Genomic DNA, 18,517 nt, shown 5'->3' with positions numbered 1-18,517 from the left:
CTGGAGCCGCCCGTCCGCCATGGGCGCGGGCGTCGGCCGAAAAAGCGTCCGGGGACGCTACGAGTCCTGACCGAAGGTGGCCAGCTCCGCGTCGATGGCCTCCCGCACCGGGGCGGGGAGCATGAACACGTCCATGATCAGCGGGACACCTGGATGCCACCGCGGGTGGGACCGCAACGCGTCGGCGGCCCAGGGGGCGTGCCGGTCGAACGCTGCCAGGACCGCCGCGTAGGCCGCCGGGTCGTCGATCACGTCGACGCCGTCCGTCGCCAGCGAGAGGCCGGGACGGCGGCGCGCTGCTACCGGCACGCGCGCCGTCCACTCGTGCCTGCCCGCGCCGACCGTGAACTCGGCCGATCCGTCCGGGAGCTGCACCACCGCCGTGGTGTTCGGCGGCACCGTCGCGCTCACGTGCACCAAGTCGCCCTCGCGCCGCCAACCGGAGACCGCGACGCCGTACGGCGTCCTCCTCCGCGAACGGGCGTGGTCGAAGCTGGGCAGCGGCGTCGGTGCGATGCGCAGCGTGCGGCACCCCGGCTCGGCCGCGCCGAGGCCGGCCAGACCCTCATGGAGCCAGTGGGCCACGGCGCCGAAGGCGTAGTGGTTGAACGACACGTGGTTCGGGTGGGGTGATCCGTCCGGCCGGATGGCGTCCCAGGCCTCCCAGGTCGTCGTCGCACCCTGGGTGAGCGGGTAGAGCCAGGACGGCTGCTCGGTCTGGGTCAGCAAGCGGTCCAGGACAGCGAGCTGGCCGGACCGGGACAGCGCCTCGGCGAGGAACGACGTGCCCGCGAAGCCGGTACCGATGTGGTAGCCGTTGCGGCGGACGAGCGCGCCGAGGTTCGCGCCCAGACGGCGGACCTCCTCCTCGTCCGCGGCGAGACCGAAGACGATCGGCAGCGCGTAGGCGGTCTGCGCGTCCGACACCACGCGGCCGTTGCCCGTGACGTACTCCTCGTGGAAGGCCGCCTTGATCCCGGCCGCCAGGTCGCGGTACCTCGCCGCGTCATCCGCCTTGCCCAGCGCGGCGGCGTTCGAGGCGAGGAGCTGCGCCGAATAGGCGAAATAGGCGGTGGCGACCAGTTCGGCGTCCGCCCGGGCGTCGAGCGGGAACTCCGGCGGTGTCGTCGGGTCGAGCCAGTCCCCGAACTGGAAGCCGCCCTTCCACAGATGACCCGACCCGGCGAGCCGGTCGACGAGGTCGACCCAGGTCGTCATGCTCTCGTACTGGTCCTCGAGCACCCGCGTGTCGGCGTAGTGGTGGTGCAGCACCCACGGCACCACCGTCGCCGCGTCCCCCCACGCCGCCGTGGCGAAGGTCGGCACACCCGAGATGTTGGGCACGACGTAGGGCACGACGCCGTCGAGCCGCTTCTGCTCGAGGGCGAGATCGGCCAGCCAGTTGGCGAGGAAGCCGTTGACGTCGAACAAGGTGGCGGCGGTCGGCGCGAACACCTGGATGTCTCCGGTCCAGCCCAGTCGCTCGTCCCGCTGCGGGCAGTCCGTCGGCAGCGAGACGAAGTTGCCGCGCATGCTCCACACGACGCTCTCGTGCAGCCGGTCCACCAGGGGGTGCGACGTCTCCAGCCATCCGGTGCGCTCCAGGTCGCTGGAGATCGCGACGGCGGTGACCGCACCCTCGGGCACGCCGCCGGGCCACCCGTCGATGCTCGCGTAGCGGAACCCGTGGACGGTGAACTGCGGCTCCCAGGTTCCCGGGGAGCCGTCGGAGACGAACGAGTCCGTGGCGGCGGCGCCGCGCAGCGAGTGCGTGTCGAGCTCCTCGCCGTCGAGGATCTCGGCGTGCCGCACGACGATCGTCGTGCCCGCGGGCGCGTCGACACGCAGGCGCAGGCGGCCGGCGATGTTCTGCCCGAAGTCGAGGATCGTGACCCCCGACGGCGCAACCCACCGCTCGACCACCGGGAGTTCGGCGACGACGCGAACGGGTGGCCCGAGCCGTGGCGCCGGGGTGGGCGCCGTCTGCGCACGCACCGGGTCCCAGGAGGAGTCGTCGAACCCCGCCGTCGACCACCCGGGCTGGTTCCGCTGCGCGTCGTCGTGCTGGCCGTCGTAGATGCTGGCGCTCACGACCGGGCCGTCCCCCGACGCCGTCCAGGACTCCCCGGTGGCGACCACGGCCGTGTTCCCGTTCTGGTAGGTGATGACCAGCTGGGCGGCCGCCGCCGGCTGGTCGCCGTAGAACGGCTTCTTGTCCTCCCCGAAGCCGTAGCTCTCGCTGTACCAGCCGCCGGCGAGCTGGATGCCCATGGCGTTGCGCCCGGGGCGCAGCAGCGCGGTCACGTCGGTCGTCTCGTGGACGTAGCGCCACTGGTAGGAGGTCCACCCGGGCTTGAGGGTGTCCTCGTCGACGGCCGAGCCGTTGATCTCGACCTGGTAGAGGCCCCGGGCCGTGGCGTAGAGCGTCGCCCGCCGCACGGGGCCGGTGACGTCGAACTCCCCGCGCAGCAGCGCCGGCTGCGACGTCCGGTCGGGAGCGGCCAACCCGACCAGGCATGCCGACCAGGCCCCCTCGGCCAGGAAGCCGGCTTCGACCTCGCGCCACTCGCTCCACCCGGAGACCGACCCGTCCTCACCGTGCACCCGCACCCGCACCGCCCGGCCCTCCCCCTGCGCAAGGGGGGCGAAGGGCCACGGGACGAGCACCGAGTCGCGGCCGTCGACGCGGGCAACCGAGCCACCGCTCTCGACCTCCGCCCACGCCTGACGCCAGTCGGGGACGTCGGTCTCGGTGACCCAGGTCAGGCGGGGCGCCGGCACCGGGACGAACCGGGAGCCCGCCAGGTACTCGACCTGCGTGATGGCCACCGTCACGGGGTGGTGCTCGGTCATCTGTCTCCTTCGACGACTGGGTGTTGCGGAGAGGCGGTGTCGAGCGCGACCGGCGCGCCGCTCGCGGCCGAACGCTCCACAGCGTCCAGCAGCCGCTGGAGCCGCAGGCCGTGGACCACGTCGAGGGCGTGGGGCGATCGGTTCGCGACCGCCGCGGCGAACTCGTCGGCGATGGTCCGCTGCAGGTCGGCGCGCGGGTGGCTGCTCGGGTCCGGGAGCACGAGGAGTCCGCGGTCGGTGAGGACCTCGCAGCGGAGCGGCCCGCGGGTCCCCGGGGTCGTCGAGGACAGCAGCGCCGTGCTGATCGCCCCGCCGCTGTGGCGGCAGGTCAAGGCCAGGCAGCCGGACGGGTCCCGGACGGCGGAGACCGCGCAGATCGGGCCCGCGATGGCGTCGAGCAGGTCGAGCACGTGCGGGCCGACGTCGAGCAGGGCGCTGTTCCGGTCCCGCCACGGTGTGGCGAACGGCGAACCGGTCAGGGCCGCCCCGCTGATGAGCTGCGCGGACACTCCGCGGACGACTTCCTCGGACAGCTGGCGAAGGAAGTCGCGCACCGGCTGCGTGTAGCGGTTGGTGAGCACCATCTGGGTGACGACACCGGCCTCCGCGGCGGCCGCGGCGACCGCCTCGGCCGCGGCCACCGATCCGGCCAGGGGCTTCTCCAGCAGGAGGTGCCGCCCGGCGGCGGCGGCGCGGGGCGCGAGGTCGGATTGGACGTCCGGGGGCACCGCGAAGGCGACCGCGTCGCACGAGGCGAGCAGATCGTCGAAGGTGCGGGCGACGACGCCGCCGTGCCGCGCAGCGATCGACGCCGCCGCGTCCTGCCGGCGCGCGTAGACCGCCGACAGCTCGGTGGCGGCACCGGCGGCGATCATGGGCCCGGTGGACAGGCCGGCCCACGGCCCGGCCCCCACCAGGCCGATCCGGAGCGGCGTCACCGCAGTCGCCCGGGCTGACCGGTGGGGTCGAGCACCGACCGCGGCGCGGCGGCGCCGGGCACCGCTGCCACGGTCCCGTCGGCCTGCTTGGTCGTCACCCGCAGATCGCCGCCGAGCGAGGCGGACATCAGTCGGCCGAGGGCGGCGACGTCACCGGCCGCCCGCGCCTGCACCGGGGCCGACGACCGCACCAGCTCGCCACCCACGTACCGCTCCGGCCACCCCGGTCGGGTAGTGCCCGAGAGTCCAGCGGAAGTCCGCCGCAGAAACCGGCCCGCTGGCCACTCGGACATCGCCCACCCTCAGATAAGTTTCAGAATCACGATTTTGATCTGAGGCTAGAGTGCGCTTGCCCACAGGTCAATGGGTGCCCGAGGCACGGGAGTAGCGCCGGCGAGGAGGCACGGCCTGGACATGGCGTGCGTCGAACCCAGTTCGCTGGCCACGGGTGCTTCCCGCCCGGTCGGGCGACCGGGCGACAGGGATTCAGCCCGCGGTCGAGCCCTGCAGGAAGGCCGTCACGATCTCCGTGAGATCGTCGAGGACCTGGTCCCAGTCAGCCAGACCGACGGCAAAATCCGGGGCGCTCCCGAGCCCGAGGTGGCGGGCCACGACGCTGTAGACGACGTCGAAGCTCCAGACCACGGCCCGGTCCGGATCCGCGCGCCGGATCTCGTCGCGGTGGGTGAGCAACGCCGAGCAGAAGGCCTCGACCAGGCCGTAGTAGACCGGGCGTCCAGCCGCGAAGACCTGCGGGTCCTGGCTGCCGACCACCATCAGTGGCGCCAGAACCGCGGCGTTGCGGCGCAGGTGCTCCGCTGTCGTCACGATGATGCGTCGGACCAGCCGGGGGAGGTCCTCGTCGGCCGGCGCAGCCGTGGCGAAGACCTCCTCCTGCTCGTTGCGGATGCGGGCCATTTCGCGGGCGTGAACCGTGCGGATGAGGTCATCCTTGCTGTCGACCCGCCCGTACATCGACCCGATGGACACCCCGGCCCGCTCGGCGACCTCGGCGAGGGTGAATGCGCCCGATCGTCGTTCCACCATCAGGGCCACGGCTGCGTCGAGTGCCTTCTCGAAGGACTGACGGCTGCGCTCCTGCTTGGGTTCCCGGACGAAGGGCTGGACGTCGGCCACGCCACGACGGTACGGGGCCCCGACCTGTGACGCAGCGACCGCGCGCAGCCATCACCCGACCAGCCGACAACCGACCGCCGCGTCCCTAGGACTCCCCTCGCCACAGATCGCGGGCCGCGACGCCGACGACGTCCGCGCCGATGTCGGGGGCCGGCGTCACCACGGCCGCTTCGGCGATGCGGGCGGCCCCGAGGATGACCACGCGCAGAAGTGGCAGGTCCGCGTCCGCGGTCACAGTCGCAGCGTGGTCATGCCGCCGTCGACCCGGAGGACGGTGCCGGTGATCGAAGCGGCCGAGGGAGAGGCGAGCGAGGCGATCGCATGGGCGACCTCGCCCGCGGTGACCAGCCGGCCGATCGGCTGCCGCCTGCGCAGCGCCTCGGCCGCGGCCTCCGGGTCGTCGGCGGCCGCGAGCAGCCGCCCTACCCACGGGGTGTCGGCGGTGCCCGGCGCGACCGCGTTCACCCGGATCCCGTCGGCCGCGTGGTCGGCGGCCATCGCCAGCGTGAGGGCGAGGACGGCGCCTTTGCTGGCGCTGTAGAGCGCCCGCTGCCGAACGCCGACGAACGCCACCGCCGAGCACATGTTCACCACCGCGGCGTGCCGTGACGCGCGTAGGTGCGGCAAAGCCGCCCGCGACACCCGGGCCATGCCCGTGACGTTGACATCGAGCACGCGGGCCCACTCCGCGTCGTCGTTGCCGGCTACGTCGCCGGTGGCACCGATGCCGGCGTTGTTCACCACCACGTCGAGGCCGCCGAGCCGGTCGACCACCGATGCGACGGCCAAGTCGACCGCGCCGCTGTCGGTGATGTCGCAGCCCAGGGCCAGCACGCCGTCCGGCGCGCCGGCCGGGTCCCGGTCGAGAACCGCCACGCGCGCGCCGCGCTCCTGCAGGTGCGCGGCGGTGGCGGCGCCGATGCCGCTGGCACCGCCGGTGACCAGGGCGACGAGGCCCTCGAAGTCGTCCATGTTCGTCCCTTCAGACGAGGCGGGGGTCGATGTGGACCTTGGGTCCGGGACCGGCGCCCTGCGGCCGTGCCCCGGCGAGCACGGAACCGACCTGATCCAGTCCGACGGTGGCCGCTACCAGCGGCCGCGGATCGACAGCGCCGCTCGCGTAGGCGGCGATGGTGTCGGGCAGGCCCGGTGAGGCGGAGAGGATCCCGACGGCGGTGACGTCCTTGAGCGCGAGGGTCCGCGTGTCGATCGTGCTGGGGCTCCCGGCCAGGCCGATGTAGACGACCCGGCCGGCAGGCTCGACCAGGTCCAGGGCACGCGCCGGCAGATGCACCGCGTTGGACGCCTCCACCACGGCGTCGAACGGCAGGGCGGGTAGTTCGTCCTCGGTCCAGGTGTGCTCGAAGCCGAGCCCGCGGGCGAAGGCGAGGGATCTGTCCGAGCGGCCGAGGAGGTGGACCTCCGCGCCGGCGGCGCGGGCGAACATGGCCACGAGCAGCCCAATCGTGCCCGGACCGGTGACGAGCACGCGCTCACCGGGCTCGAGATCGGCGGCCTGTGCGGCCCGCAGCGCGTTCCCGCCGGGCTCGACGAGCGCGCCCAGGACGGCGCCGACGGACTCCGGAAGCGCGTGCAGCGACCACGCCGGGACGGCGAGTTGCTCGGCGAGCGCACCGGGCCGGCCGCCGCGGATCCCCAGCTCCTGTCGGTCCTCGCACACGTGCTGCTGGCCTTTGCGGCACCGGCGGCAGACCTGGTCGCCGAGCATGGTGTCGCCCGTCACGTGGCGGCCCACCCAGGCCGGGTCCACGCCCGGCCCTATGGCGGTCACGGTGCCGGCCCACTCGTGCCCCAGGCGCATCGGGTAGGCGGCGTGCCCTTGGTGCAGGTAGGCCATCTCGCCGGTGAAGAACTCGACGTCGGTGCCGCAGACGCCGACTCGCTCCACGTCGACGACGACCTCACCGGGTGCGGCCACCGGCGCGGGGACCTCCTGCACCGAGCCCTGCCGGGGACCGGTGAGGACGTAGGCCCGCATGGTCGGCGTGCTCACCGGGGCGCGAGCACGGTCTGCTGCTGCGCGCCGAGCCCGGTGATGCCCAGCTCCATGACGTCGCCGGGCTGCAGCCAGACCGGCGGGTCGAAGCCCATCCCGACGCCGGGCGGCGTGCCGGTGTTGATGAGGTCGCCGGGCTCCATCACGAGGAACTGGCTGAGGTAGTGCACGATCACGTACGGGTCGAACACCATCGTCTTGGTGTTGCCGGTCTGCCGGCGCACGCCGTTGACGTCGAGCCACATGTCCAGGTCCAGGACGTCGTCGATCTCGTCGGGGGTCACCAGCCAGGGGCCGGCCGGGTTGAACGTCTCGGCCGACTTGCCCTTGACCCACTGACCGGCCCGCTCGATCTGGAACGCCCGCTCGCTGACGTCGTTGACCACGCAGAAGCCGGCGATCGCGTCGCGCGCCTCCTCGGGCGAGTCGAGGTAGCTGGTGCGGCGGCCGATGACGACGCCGAGCTCGACCTCCCAGTCGGGCTTGGTCGAGCCGCGCGGGATGCGCACGTCGTCGTCCGGACCGATGAGGGTGTTGGGCGACTTGGTGAACAGGATCGGCTCGGCGGGCACGGCTTGGCCGGTCTCGGCGGCGTGGTCGCGGTAGTTGAGCCCGATGCACAGGATCTGGTGCGGCCGGGCGATCGGGGCGCCGATCCGCTCGCCGGCGAACCGGGAGACCTGGCCGGCCGCGGCCCGCTCGGCGACGACCGGGCGGATGCGGTCCAGTCCCCCGCTGCCGAAGAAGGCCTCGTCGAAGTCGTCGACGACGTCGGCCAGGTCGACGTAGGTGTCGTCGTCGAGCCGGGCGATCGGCTTCTCGGCGCCGGGCGCGCCGATGCGCATCAGGAACACAGCACAGCTCTCCAGGATTCGAGGAACGGGTCAGCGGCCGCCGGCCAACGGGCCGAGCAGGCGTCGGATCTCGGGGACAGCGTCGACGAGCGCTGCTAACGGCGTCCGGTAGGCCAGCGCGCTGACGCTGACCGCCCCGGAGGGCGCGGCCGGCGACAACGCGTAGACAGGCAGCGCCACGCAGTTGATCCCGATCTCGTTCTCCTGGTCGTCGCTGGCGTACCCGCGGTCCCGTATCTCCACCAGATCGCGGTGCAGCTCGGCGGCCGAGCACCGGGTGTGCGGGGTGCGGCGTTCCAACTCGGCCGACCCCACCCAGGCGGTCACCCGGTCGAGAGTCGGCAACTGCTGAGCGAGCAGCAGCTTGCCGACCCCCGTGGAATGGCCGGGGTTGCGGCCACCGATCGTGGAGGTCAGCCGAACAGCTCCTGCGGGAGGGTCCACCTTGGCCCGGTAGACCACGTCGCGGCCGTCGAGGACGGCGTAGTGCGCGGTCTCGCCGAACTTCGCAGCCAGCGCCTCGAGGACCGGGCGGATGCGCACGTGCTCCGGTCGGACCTCGTGGTGAGCGAAGGCCAAGCGGAGGAACTCGTCGCCGAGCAGGTAGTGGCCGCGCGCGTCCTGGTCGGCCAGGCCGGCCCGGCGCAGCGACTGCAGGGCCCGGTGCACGGTCGGCTTGGGGCTGCCGATGGCACGGGTCAGTTCCTCGAGGCCGACCCCGTCCGGGAACCGGCCCAGCTCCTTGAGCACCGCCAGCACCCGGTCCGAGCCCACGAGCCGCGCCTCGTCGAGCCGTTGCACGGTGCCGGCGGCGGGTGCTGTTGCTCGGCCCGATGTCTGCGTACTGTCCATGGCGTTCCAGAAGTTAGACCATCATGTCGATAGTTGGAAGGGCACATGAGTCTCCGCAGCGCGCAGTGGTACGCCGGCGACGACCGCAACACCTACATCCACCGCGCCTGGATGCGCCGCGGCATCCCCTCCGACGGCTTCGACCGGCCGCAGATCGCCATCGCCAACACCGCCTCGGACCTCGTGCCCTGCAACCGGCACCTGACCGAGGTGGCCGCGGCGGTGCGCGACGGCGTGCACGCCGCGGGCGGCACCCCGCTCGAGCTGCCGGTGCTGGGCCTGGGCGAGACGAACGTGCGGCCCACGGCGATGCTCTGGCGCAACCTCGCCGCGATGGAGATGGAGGAGATGTTCCGCGCCAACCCGATCGACGGGCTGGTGCTCCTCGGCGGCTGCGACAAGACGATCCCGGCGCTGCTCATGGCCGCGGCCTCGGTCGACCTGCCGGCGGTCGTCGTCCCCGGCGGCCCGATGCTGACCGGCACCTTCCGCGGGGTGCCGCTGGGCTGCGGCACCGACGTGTGGCGATTGAGCGAGGAGGTCCGCGCCGGCACGCTGTCGGCCGAGCAGTTCACCCGCTCCGAGTCGGCGATGATCCGCTCCCGCGGGCACTGCAACACCATGGGCACCGCCTCGACGATGGGCCTGGTCGCCGAGGCCCTGGGCACCGTCGTCCCCGGCGTGGCCGGCACCCCGGCCGCCGACAGCCGGCTGCTCGAGGCCGCCCACGGCACCGGCCGGCTGGTCGTCGACCTGGTCACCGCCGACCGGCGGCCCTCGACCTTCCTCACCAAGGCGTCGTTCACCAACGCGATCGTCGCGCTGGCCGCGATCGGCGGGTCCACCAACGCCGTCGTCCACCTGCTGGCCATCGCCGGCCGGCTGGGCATCGACCTGACCCTCGACGACTTCGACCGCATCGGCTCGGAGGTACCCGTCCTGGTCGACCTGCAGCCGGCCGGCCGGTTCCTCATGGAGGACTTCCACCGCGCCGGCGGCCTGCTCGCCGTGCTGCGCGAGGTGCGCGACCTGCTCGACCCCTCCGCGCTCACGGTCACCGGCAAGCCGCTGGTCGACTACCTGGACGACGCCCCGATCTGGGACGCCGAGGTGATCCGCCCGCGCACCGACCCGCTGGTCGCCCACGGCGGCATCGCGGTGCTGCGCGGCAACCTCGCCCCGTCCGGCGCGGTCATCAAGCCCGCCGCCGCGTCGCCGAAGCTGCTGCGCCACCGCGGCCCGGCCGTCGTCTTCGACTCGATCGAGGACTTCCACGCCCGCGTGGACGACCCCGACCTCGACGTCACCGCCGACTCGGTGCTCGTGCTGCGCGGCTGCGGACCGAAGGGCTACCCGGGCATGCCCGAGGTGTCGAACATGCCGCTGCCCAAGAAGCTGCTCGAGGCCGGCGTGCGCGACATGGTCCGGGTCTGCGACGGGCGGATGTCGGGCACCGCGTACGGCACCGTCGTCCTGCACGTCGCCCCCGAGGCCGCCGCGGGTGGCCCGCTCGCGCTGGTCCGCACCGGCGACGTGATCAGCCTGGACGTCGAGGCCCGCCGGATCGACGTCGAGATCGACGACGCCGTGCTGGCCGCCCGCACTCCGAACGAGGCCACCGTCGCCGGCTTCGCCAACCCCGCCCGCGGCTGGGAGCGGCTCTACGTCGACCACGTCCTGCAGGCCGACACCGGCGCCGACCTGGACTTCCTCGTCGGCTCCAGCGGCTCCGAGGTGAGCCGTGAGTCGCACTGAGGACCTCCTCTCCCCCGACCCCGGGCTGCTCGCCGCGCTGGAGCAGGCCGCGCCCGGCGCGGTCGCGGCCCGGGCCACCGACCGGCTCGGGTTCGCCCACGACGCCTCGCACTACCTGCTCGTCCCGCAGGCGGTCGTCAGCCCGCGCGACGCGAGCCAGGTGGGCGCCCTGCTACGCACCGCTGCCGCCTCCGGGCTGGCGCTGACGTTCCGCTCGGGCGGCACCAGCCTGTCCGGGCAGGCGACCAACGACGGCGTGCTGGTCGACACGCGGCGGCACTTCCGGCGTATCGAGGTGCTCGACGACGGCGCCCGGGTACGTGTGCAGCCCGGAGCGACGGTGCGCGAGGTCAACACCCGGCTGGCGCGGTACGGGCGCAAGCTCGGCCCCGACCCGGCCAGCGAATCCGCCTGCACGATCGGCGGCGTCGTCGCCAACAACTCCTCCGGCATGGCCTGCGGCACCGAGCTGAACACCTACCGAACGCTGGAGTCCGCCATCCTGGTACTGCCTTCGGGCACGGTCCTGGACACCGGGGCTCCGGACGCCGACGAGCGCCTGCGGGCACTCGAGCCCGACGTGTACGAGGGCCTGGCCCGGCTGCGCGACCGGGTGCGCGGCAACCCCGGCTCGGTGCGCCGCATCCAGGCCCTCTACTCGCTGAAGAACACCATGGGGTACGGGGTCAACTCCTTTCTCGACCACGACCGGCCGGTCGACGTCCTGCTGCACCTCGTCATCGGCTCCGAGGGCACGCTGGCCTTCGTCGCCCAGGCCACCTTCCGCACCGTCCCCGCCCACCGGCACGCCGCCACCGCGCTGCTGGTGTTCCCCGATCTCGCCGCGGCCACCGGCTCGCTGCCTGCGCTGGTGGACTCGGGCTTGGCCACCATCGAACTGCTCGACGCCACGAGCCTGCGCGTCGCCCAGACCGACCCGGGGGCGATCGCCGCCCTCCGATCCCTCGAGGTACGCGACCACGCCGCCTTGCTCGTCGAGCACCAGCAGCCCACCGACAAAGAGCTCGCCGACCGCGTCGCCGCATCCGAGCGGGTGCTCGCCGGCCTGCCGCTGTCCTCCCCCGCGGCCCTCTCCGCCGACGCGGCCGAACGGGCAGCGCTGTGGCACATCCGGAAGGGCCTCTACACCGCCGTGGCCGGGGCACGCCCGTCCGGGACGACGGCACTGCTGGAGGACATCGCCGTCCCCGTGCCCGAGTTGCTGCCCACCTGCCAAGAGCTCGTCCGGCTGTTCGACGTCCACGGCTACACCGGCAGCGTGATCTTCGGCCACGCCAAGGACGGCAACGTCCACTTCCTGCTCAACGAGAACTTCGACGCGGCCGGCAACGTCGACCGCTACCTGCGCTTCACCGACGACATGGTCGGCCTCGTGCTGGACGCGGGCGGCACGCTCAAGGCCGAGCACGGCACCGGCCGGATCATGGCCCCGTTCGTGCGACGGCAGTACGGCGAGGAGCTGTACGAGGTCATGCGCGAGACCAAGCGGCTGCTGGACCCGTGCGGCCTGCTCAATCCTGGCGTCCTGCTCGACGAGGACCCGGCCGGCCACGTCAGCCATCTCAAGTCCACCCCGACCGTCGAGGTCGAGGTCGACCGTTGCGTGGAATGCGGCTACTGCGAGCCGGTGTGCCCGAGCAAGGACCTCACCACCACGCCCCGGCGGCGGATCGTGCTGCGCCGCGAGATGGCCCGCGCCCGGGATGCCGGGCACGCCGCGCTGCTCGAGTGCCTGGAGGACGAGTACCGGTACGACGCGGTGGAGACCTGCGCGGTCGACGGCATGTGCCGGACCGCCTGCCCCGTGCTCATCGACACCGGCGACCTCACCCGCCGGCTGCGCGCAGAGTCCCACGGCCGCATCGAGCAGAAGGCCTGGACCACCGCGGCCCGGCACTGGGACGCCGCCACCCGCGCGGCCGCGGCCGCGCTGACCGCCGCGAGGGCGGTGCCCGCCCCCCTCCCCCGCGCCGTGACGGCCGCCGGCCGGGCGCTGCTCGGCGACGACGTCGTCCCTGCCTGGTCCCCGGAGCTGCCCCGGGGAGGCAGCCGCCGCCTCCCCCACCCGGCCGAGCAACCCGTAGCCGTGTACTTCCCGGCTTGCATCTCGACCATGTTCGGCCCTGCAGCCGGCGCCCTGGGGGTCCGCGACGCGTTCCTCGAGCTGTGCGATCGGGCCGCCGTCCCCGTCCGCGTGCCGGAGGGCATCGGCTCGCTGTGCTGCGGAACACCGTGGAAGTCCAAGGGCCTGACCGAGGGGTACGCCGCGATGCGGGAACGCGTCCTCCCTGTGCTGCGACGCGCCACCGACGGGGGCGCTCTTCCGGTGGCGGTCGACGCGACCTCGTGCACCGAAGGCCTGCAGCTCCTGCTGGGCGAACAGGGCATCGACGTCGTGGACGCCGTCGCGTTCGTCGACGCCACCGTGCTGCCGCGACTGCCCGCCGCCCGCCGGATCGCCTCGGTGGTCGTGCACCCGACCTGCTCCTCGACCCAGCTCGGCATCGAGGACGCGCTGCTGCGGGTGGCCGCAGCGGTCGCCGACGAGGTCGTGCGCCCCGACGACTGGACGTGCTGCGCCTTCGCCGGCGACCGCGGTCTGCTGCACCCCGAACTCACCGCCAGCGCCACCGCAGCCGAAGCCCACGCCGTCCGGGAACACCCGGCCAGCGCCTACGCGTCGGTCAACCGCACCTGCGAGCTCGGCATGACGCGAGCCACCGGACATCCCTACCGGCACGTACTCGAACTCCTCGAGACCGTCACCCGGTGAGCAGCTACCTTCCGCCGACAGGAGACCCATGACGACCACCCGGACCGCACTCGTCACCGGCGGGGGCCGCGGCCTCGGCGCCGCCACCGCCGACCGCCTGCGAGCCGACGGCGTGGCCGTGACCACCCTGGACCTCACCGGGGCGGACATCTCCGCCGACGTCACCGACGACGACGCGCTGCGCCGGATCGCCCAGGAGATCGGCCCGGTCGACGTGCTGGTCAACGCGGCCGGCGTCGTCGGCCCCAACAAACCCCTGGTCGAGACCACCGCCGAGGAGTGGCGCCGCGTCCTGGACATCAACGTCGTCGGCACCGTGAACACCATGCGCGCCTTCGTCCCCGGCATGCGGGAGCGGGGGTGGGGCCGCGTGGTCAACTTCGCCAGCATGGCCGGCAAGGACGGCAACCCGAACCTGTCGATCTACTCGGCGTCCAAGGCCGCCGTGATCGCGTTGACCAAGTCCGCGGGCAAGGAACTGGCCACCTCCGGGGTCCTGGTCAACGTCATCGCACCAGCGGTGATCGCGACCCCGATGAACGACGACACCGCGCCGGACGTGCTCGCGCACATCACGAGCCTGATCCCGATGAAGCGCATCGGACGACCCGAGGAGGTCGCCGAGCTGGTCGCGTTCCTCTGCTCGGACCGGGTCAGCTTCTCCACCGGCGCCGTCTACGACATCAGCGGGGGCCGAGCCACCTATTAGCCATGCAAGTTCGTCGCGGAAAAAACTAGAACTAATGTTCCGACTCGGATAAGGTCGCTGGACCGACATGCCGCAGCGCTTCTCAGCGAGGAGATCCGGTGGTGCAGCCAGCTTCCCCGTCCACTGACGGACGAGCCGTGCGGTGGGGCATCGTGGGCCCCGGGCGCATCGCCGAGACCGTGATGGCCGACTTCCCGCTCGTCGAGGGCGCCGAGGTCGTGGCGGTCGCCTCCCGCTCTGCGTCCCGCGCGGAGGACTTCGCACGCCGGCACGGCATCGGGCGCGCCTACGGCAGCTACGGCCAGCTGCTCGACGACCCCGAGATCGACGTGCTGTACATCGCGACCACCAGTGCTCAACACCACGCGATCGCGGTAGCTGCCCTGCGGGCCGGCAAGTCGGTCCTGGTCGAGAAGCCGTTGGCGCTGACGCTGGCCGGCGCCGAGGAGATCCTCGACGCCGCGAGCAAGGCCGGCAGGTTCGCCATGGAGGGCGTCTGGATGCGCTTCCACCCGGCGATCGCCCGGCTGCGCGACCTGCTGGCCCAGGCGGCCATCGGCGACGTGCGCGCACTGCACATCACCGCGGGGCTGCCCCTGCCGACCGACCCGGCCGACCGGTTCTACAACGCGGCGCTGGGAGGCGGCGTGCTGCTCGACGTCGGCGTGTACGCGGTCTCGTTGGCGCAGATGATCCTAGGCGCTCCCGACACGGTCGCAGCGACCGGCGTGCGATCCACCACCGGCGTCGACGAGGAGGTCGGCTTGCTGCTGGGCTGGACAGGGGGACGCAGCGCCTCCTTCACCCTGTCGATGCGCCATGGCATGCCGGCGTCGGCGCGCGTGTTCGGGAGCGCCGGCTGGATCGACGTCGGTCCGCCGTTCCTCCGGCCGGAGCGGTTGCAGCTCCACCGTCGTGGAGCAGAGCCGGAGACGTTCCACGACCCCATCCCGGGCCAGGGATACGTTCCCGAACTGACCGAGGTCACCCGGTGCGTCCTCGACGGACGCACCGAGAGCACGGTCGTGCCCTGGACGGACACGCTCGCCGTCCTCTCCGTCTTGGAAGAGGCCACCGCACAACTCGGCGTGCGGCACGCCGAGGACCTCCATGCGCTAGAAGCCTGAGCCTGCGGCCCGGCCCGAACCCGGTTCCGGATCGACGCCCCTCCGTGCGACCACGCACCCGGAACACCGGGGTCTCGCGTTCTCCGACGCTCACCAGCTCCCACCGGCACGCTCATTGAAAAGGACAGCGGCGATGACCACGGACCTGACGGCAGACCTCACCGACCTCGTCGAGATCGAGGAGTTCCAGGCCGCGGCGGAGCGCGTGATGCCCGAGGCCTACCGGGATTTCGTGAACAACGTCGGGATGGACGAGACGCTGCGCGACGACCTCGGGGCGTGGCGCGGGCTGCACCTGCGCCCCCGCGCCCTGACCGACGTCAGCGCCATCGACACGTCGGTCACCGTCCTCGGCCAGGACATCACGGCACCGGTCATCACCGCGCCCTTCGTCGGCTCCACCTTCGTCCACCCGGACGGCGAGATCGCCACGGCGCGGGGAGCCGTGGCCGCCGGGACGATCACCACCCTGAGCATGATGGGCTCCCGGACACCCGAGCAGGTCGGAGCGGTGGCCGCCGGCCATTACTGGCAGCAGCTGTACTGGCTGCGCGACCGCGACGTCGTCAAGGACATGGTCGACCGGGCGGTCGCGGCCGGCGCCACGGGCCTGTGCCTGACGGTGGACCTGCCGGTCATGCCGTCCTTCCCCGCCCGCATGCGGGCCGCGTCTCGGGCGCTCGACGAGCAGTGGGCCACCGACGAGCACATGATGTACGTCCGCCACGACTACCAGCACAAGCCGTTCGGCTCGACCTTCCCGAACTCCGCGGTCACCTGGGCCGAGCTGGAGTGGCTCCGCGGGCTGTCGGACCTGCCGCTGATCTTGAAGGGTGTCATCCGGCCCGAGGACGCCGTCCTCGCCCGTGAGCACGGCGCCGCCGCTGTCATCGTGTCCAACCACGCCGGCCAGGGGTTGCGGTACTCGATGCCGGTGGCCCACGCGCTGCCCGCGATCGTGGACGCCGTGGGAGACGACCTCGAGGTCTACGCCGACAGCGGCATCCGGACGGGAGCGGACGTGCTCCGCGCGCTCGCGCTCGGCGCCCGGGCCGTGCTGATCGGCCGTCCCACCCTGTGGGGGCTCGCCGTCGGCGGCGCTGACGGAGTCGAGCGCGTCATCGGCATCCTGCGCGACGAGCTGGCGCAGGTCATGGCCATCACAGGCGCCGCCCGCCTCGCGGACGTCGACTCGTCCGTGCTCGCCCCGCTGACGACCCGTGGCCACATCTGACCATCCCTGCCATCCCGACCCGGAGCACCCGATGTCCTCTCAGCAGCCCCAGGGCGCCTGCCCGTTCTCCGATCCGCGCCACCTCTTCCAGGACCTCGCGGCCACCCGGGCCACCGACGGCTTTCCGTACTCCCAGGTCTTCGATTCCCGGGTGGTCAGCCGGTACGACGACATCACCGTGGCGCTGCACGACCCGGACACCTTCTCCTCCACGGCGACGGTCCCCGAGATGCCGCCGCCGTTCCGAGAGCAGTTCGCGGGCCGGGTGCCCAGCCGAGGCACCCTGATCGGTCTCGACAACCCCGACCACGACCGGCTGCGGGCCGCCGTCAACACCTTCTTCATGCCGCGCCGCCTGGCCCGCTACGAGCCGTGGATCCGCGAGCAGGCGCACCGACTGGTCGACGGCTTCGTCGAGCAGGGCAACACCGACCTGAAGCTCTCGTTCGCTCGGCCGCTGCCCCTGCGCGTCATCGCCCACGTTGTCGGTCTGGACGTCGAGCGCGCCGACTGGATCGGTGCCGCGCTCGGCTTCTTCCTGGGCCCGGGCGACATCTACCACTCCGGGACGCCGGAGGAGAAGGCGCAGCTGCTGCTCGACCTGCACGACTACGTCCTCGAGGTCATGGCCGAGCGCAAGCATGATCGGCGGGACGACCTGATCAGCCACGTCTGGGACATGCGGGACGCGGGCACGGTGGAGATGAGCGACTTCGAGATGTTGTCGCTCTTCCCGGGACTGATGCTCGCCGGCCACGACACGTCGTCCAACCTCATCTGCACGGGCCTGTCGCACCTGCTGGCCGACCCCGCCCGCTACGCGGCGGCGCAGCAGGACGACACCAGCCGCGCGGCCGCCCTCGAGGAACTGTTCCGCTACGAGTCGGCCATCACCGGGATGAAGCGGCTGGTCACCCGAGACACCACGCTCGGCGGTGTGCCGCTGAAGGCGGGCGAGCAGGTGTTCCTCGCCTACGCGTCCGGATCCCGAGACACCAGCCGCTTCTCCCACCCGGACGAACTGGATCTCGACCGGTCGTGGGCCGTTCCCCACCTCGGCTTCGGTCAGGGCGTGCACGCCTGCATCGGCGCCCCGCTGGCCCGGCTGCTGCTCCGAGTCGAGCTTGACGTCCTGCACGAGCGGCTGCCCGACCTGCGGCTGGCCGTTCCGTACGAGGCCCTGGAGTACACCATGGTCTCGGAGGCCCGGGGCATGGTGGCGCTTCCGCTGGCGTGGACGCCGGTCCCGGTGACCGAGCGCACGGCTGTTCGCGCGGTGGAGGTGGCCGCGGCCGAGGCCGTCCCCGTGACCGTGGCGGCCCGGCGGGCCCTGACGACGGACGTCGTCGAGCTGACTCTCACAGTCGACCAGCCGGAGAGGCTGCCGACCTGGGAGCCGGGGGCGCACATCGACCTGGAGCTCCCCGACGGCGCCCTGCGGCAGTACTCGTTGTGCGGACGCCCCGGTGCTGCCGAGCTCCGCATCGCGGTGCTGCGGGAGGAGACCGGTCGCGGGGGATCCGTCACCGTGCACGACCAGGTGCAGGCCGGCGACCGGCTGCGGATCCGCGGACCGCGCAACCACTTCCGGCTGCGACCGGCGGACTCGCTGGTCTTCGTCGCCGGCGGTATCGGGATCACTCCCCTGCTGGCGATGATCGAGGAGGCCGAACGCCGCGGTACCGACTGGCGGCTGGTCTACCTCGGCCGGTCCCGCGAGCGGATGGCCTACGTCGACGACCTCGTCACCCGGCACGGGTCACGCGTGGAGACGTGGCCCAGCCAGGAGCTGGGCCGGTTCGACCTCGCAGGCTTGTGGGCGGAGCTGCCGGACGGCGCGTACGTCTACGCCTGCGGACCCGAGGAACTGCTGTCCGGCCTGGAGGACGCCGCCCGCCGGGTCGGCCGCGAATCGCAACTCGTGGTGGAGCGGTTCGCTGCCCGCCCCGCAACCTACGAACCGAACCGGCCGTTCGAGGTGGTGCTCGCCCGCAGCGGCACCGTCGTGACCGTGGCCGAGGACGACACCATGCTGGATGCGGTCAACCGGGTCGGCGCCAACGTGCTGTCGACCTGCCGCGAAGGCACCTGCGGGACCTGCGAGGTCCACGTCCTCGACGGCATCCCCGAGCACCGGGACTCAGTGCTCGGTCTCGAGGAAAGGCTCGCCAACCAGACCGTGATGACCTGCGTCTCCCGCTGCCGAGGACGACGCCTGGTCCTGGACATCTGACGCGCAGCGGCTCG

General features: G+C 72.6%; 15 protein-coding genes. 6 read left to right on the top strand and 9 right to left on the bottom strand.

Features of this window, described 5'->3' with window-relative positions:
* Positions 1-57: 57 nt before the first annotated feature.
* From GGQ55_RS17535 to GGQ55_RS17495, 9 genes are all read right to left on the bottom strand, one after another.
* Positions 58-2,853: an alpha-L-rhamnosidase gene (locus GGQ55_RS17535; RefSeq protein ID WP_179718880.1), complete on the bottom strand. Its 2,796-nt coding sequence runs from the start codon at positions 2,851-2,853 to the stop codon at positions 58-60.
* Complete coding sequence (locus GGQ55_RS17530; protein ID WP_179718878.1) at positions 2,850-3,791, bottom strand: Gfo/Idh/MocA family protein; 942 nt, start codon at positions 3,789-3,791, stop codon at positions 2,850-2,852. The genes GGQ55_RS17535 and GGQ55_RS17530 overlap by 4 nt, the downstream gene beginning before the upstream one ends.
* Complete coding sequence (locus GGQ55_RS17525) at positions 3,788-3,997, bottom strand: hypothetical protein (RefSeq protein ID WP_179718876.1); 210 nt, start codon at positions 3,995-3,997, stop codon at positions 3,788-3,790. The genes GGQ55_RS17530 and GGQ55_RS17525 overlap by 4 nt, the downstream gene beginning before the upstream one ends.
* 280 nt (positions 3,998-4,277) lie before the next feature.
* Positions 4,278-4,928, bottom strand: a complete 651-nt coding sequence (locus GGQ55_RS17520; protein ID WP_366489589.1) for a TetR/AcrR family transcriptional regulator — start codon at positions 4,926-4,928, stop codon at positions 4,278-4,280.
* Between the two features lie 85 nt (positions 4,929-5,013).
* The gene (locus tag GGQ55_RS17515) at positions 5,014-5,163 is read right to left on the bottom strand and encodes a hypothetical protein (RefSeq protein WP_179718874.1); all 150 of its coding nucleotides are present in this window, start codon (positions 5,161-5,163) and stop codon (positions 5,014-5,016) included.
* Positions 5,160-5,900: an SDR family NAD(P)-dependent oxidoreductase gene (locus GGQ55_RS17510; protein ID WP_179718872.1), complete on the bottom strand. Its 741-nt coding sequence runs from the start codon at positions 5,898-5,900 to the stop codon at positions 5,160-5,162. The genes GGQ55_RS17515 and GGQ55_RS17510 overlap by 4 nt, the downstream gene beginning before the upstream one ends.
* A 10-nt stretch (positions 5,901-5,910) precedes the next feature.
* On the bottom strand, positions 5,911-6,942 hold the full coding sequence (locus GGQ55_RS17505; protein ID WP_366489587.1) for a zinc-dependent alcohol dehydrogenase: 1,032 nt from the start codon (positions 6,940-6,942) through the stop codon (positions 5,911-5,913).
* On the bottom strand, positions 6,939-7,790 hold the full coding sequence (locus GGQ55_RS17500) for a fumarylacetoacetate hydrolase family protein (protein WP_218860430.1): 852 nt from the start codon (positions 7,788-7,790) through the stop codon (positions 6,939-6,941). Before GGQ55_RS17500 ends, GGQ55_RS17505 begins: the two co-directional genes overlap by 4 nt.
* 39 nt (positions 7,791-7,829) lie before the next feature.
* Positions 7,830-8,600 (bottom strand): IclR family transcriptional regulator, encoded by a 771-nt coding sequence (locus GGQ55_RS17495; RefSeq protein ID WP_366489585.1) that lies wholly within the window; start codon positions 8,598-8,600, stop codon positions 7,830-7,832.
* 96 nt (positions 8,601-8,696) lie between these two features.
* On the opposite strand from GGQ55_RS17495, the gene GGQ55_RS17490 reads away from it, so the two are divergent.
* From GGQ55_RS17490 to GGQ55_RS17465, 6 genes are all read left to right on the top strand, one after another.
* On the top strand, positions 8,697-10,406 hold the full coding sequence (locus GGQ55_RS17490; protein ID WP_179718866.1) for an IlvD/Edd family dehydratase: 1,710 nt from the start codon (positions 8,697-8,699) through the stop codon (positions 10,404-10,406).
* Positions 10,393-13,200 carry an FAD-binding and (Fe-S)-binding domain-containing protein gene (locus tag GGQ55_RS17485; RefSeq protein WP_179718864.1) on the top strand — a complete coding sequence of 936 codons (2,808 nt, stop codon included), beginning with the start codon at positions 10,393-10,395 and terminating at the stop codon, positions 13,198-13,200. Before GGQ55_RS17490 ends, GGQ55_RS17485 begins: the two co-directional genes overlap by 14 nt.
* 28 nt (positions 13,201-13,228) lie before the next feature.
* Positions 13,229-13,909 (top strand): SDR family NAD(P)-dependent oxidoreductase, encoded by a 681-nt coding sequence (locus GGQ55_RS17480; RefSeq protein ID WP_179718862.1) that lies wholly within the window; start codon positions 13,229-13,231, stop codon positions 13,907-13,909.
* A 137-nt stretch (positions 13,910-14,046) separates the two neighbouring features.
* Positions 14,047-15,036, top strand: coding sequence for a Gfo/Idh/MocA family protein (locus GGQ55_RS17475; RefSeq protein WP_366489583.1), 990 nt, complete (start codon positions 14,047-14,049; stop codon positions 15,034-15,036).
* 133 nt (positions 15,037-15,169) lie between these two features.
* A complete protein-coding gene (locus GGQ55_RS17470; RefSeq protein ID WP_179718860.1) occupies positions 15,170-16,270 on the top strand; it encodes an alpha-hydroxy acid oxidase in 1,101 nt (366 codons plus the stop codon).
* 31 nt (positions 16,271-16,301) lie between these two features.
* Entirely contained in the window at positions 16,302-18,503 is a 2,202-nt protein-coding gene (locus tag GGQ55_RS17465) for a cytochrome P450/oxidoreductase (protein ID WP_179718858.1), read from the top strand.
* Positions 18,504-18,517 lie beyond the last annotated feature (14 nt).

The sequence above is a fragment of the Petropleomorpha daqingensis genome, assembly GCF_013408985.1.
Taxonomy (GTDB): Bacteria; Actinomycetota; Actinomycetes; order Mycobacteriales; family Geodermatophilaceae; genus Petropleomorpha; species Petropleomorpha daqingensis.
This window is presented reverse-complemented; position numbering and strand designations above follow the sequence as displayed.

What these genes read in the sequence shown, in the direction of transcription:
- GGQ55_RS17470 (WP_179718860.1), top strand. Translation starts at nt 15,170, where the DNA reads ATGACCACGGACCTGACGGCAGACCTCACCGACCTCGTCGAGATCGAG.
- GGQ55_RS17500 (WP_218860430.1), bottom strand. Translation starts at nt 7,790, where the DNA reads ATGCGCATCGGCGCGCCCGGCGCCGAGAAGCCGATCGCCCGGCTCGAC.
- GGQ55_RS17490 (WP_179718866.1), top strand. Translation starts at nt 8,697, where the DNA reads ATGAGTCTCCGCAGCGCGCAGTGGTACGCCGGCGACGACCGCAACACC.
- GGQ55_RS17535 (WP_179718880.1), bottom strand. Translation starts at nt 2,853, where the DNA reads ATGACCGAGCACCACCCCGTGACGGTGGCCATCACGCAGGTCGAGTAC.
- GGQ55_RS17480 (WP_179718862.1), top strand. Translation starts at nt 13,229, where the DNA reads ATGACGACCACCCGGACCGCACTCGTCACCGGCGGGGGCCGCGGCCTC.
- GGQ55_RS17465 (WP_179718858.1), top strand. Translation starts at nt 16,302, where the DNA reads ATGTCCTCTCAGCAGCCCCAGGGCGCCTGCCCGTTCTCCGATCCGCGC.
- GGQ55_RS17510 (WP_179718872.1), bottom strand. Translation starts at nt 5,900, where the DNA reads ATGGACGACTTCGAGGGCCTCGTCGCCCTGGTCACCGGCGGTGCCAGC.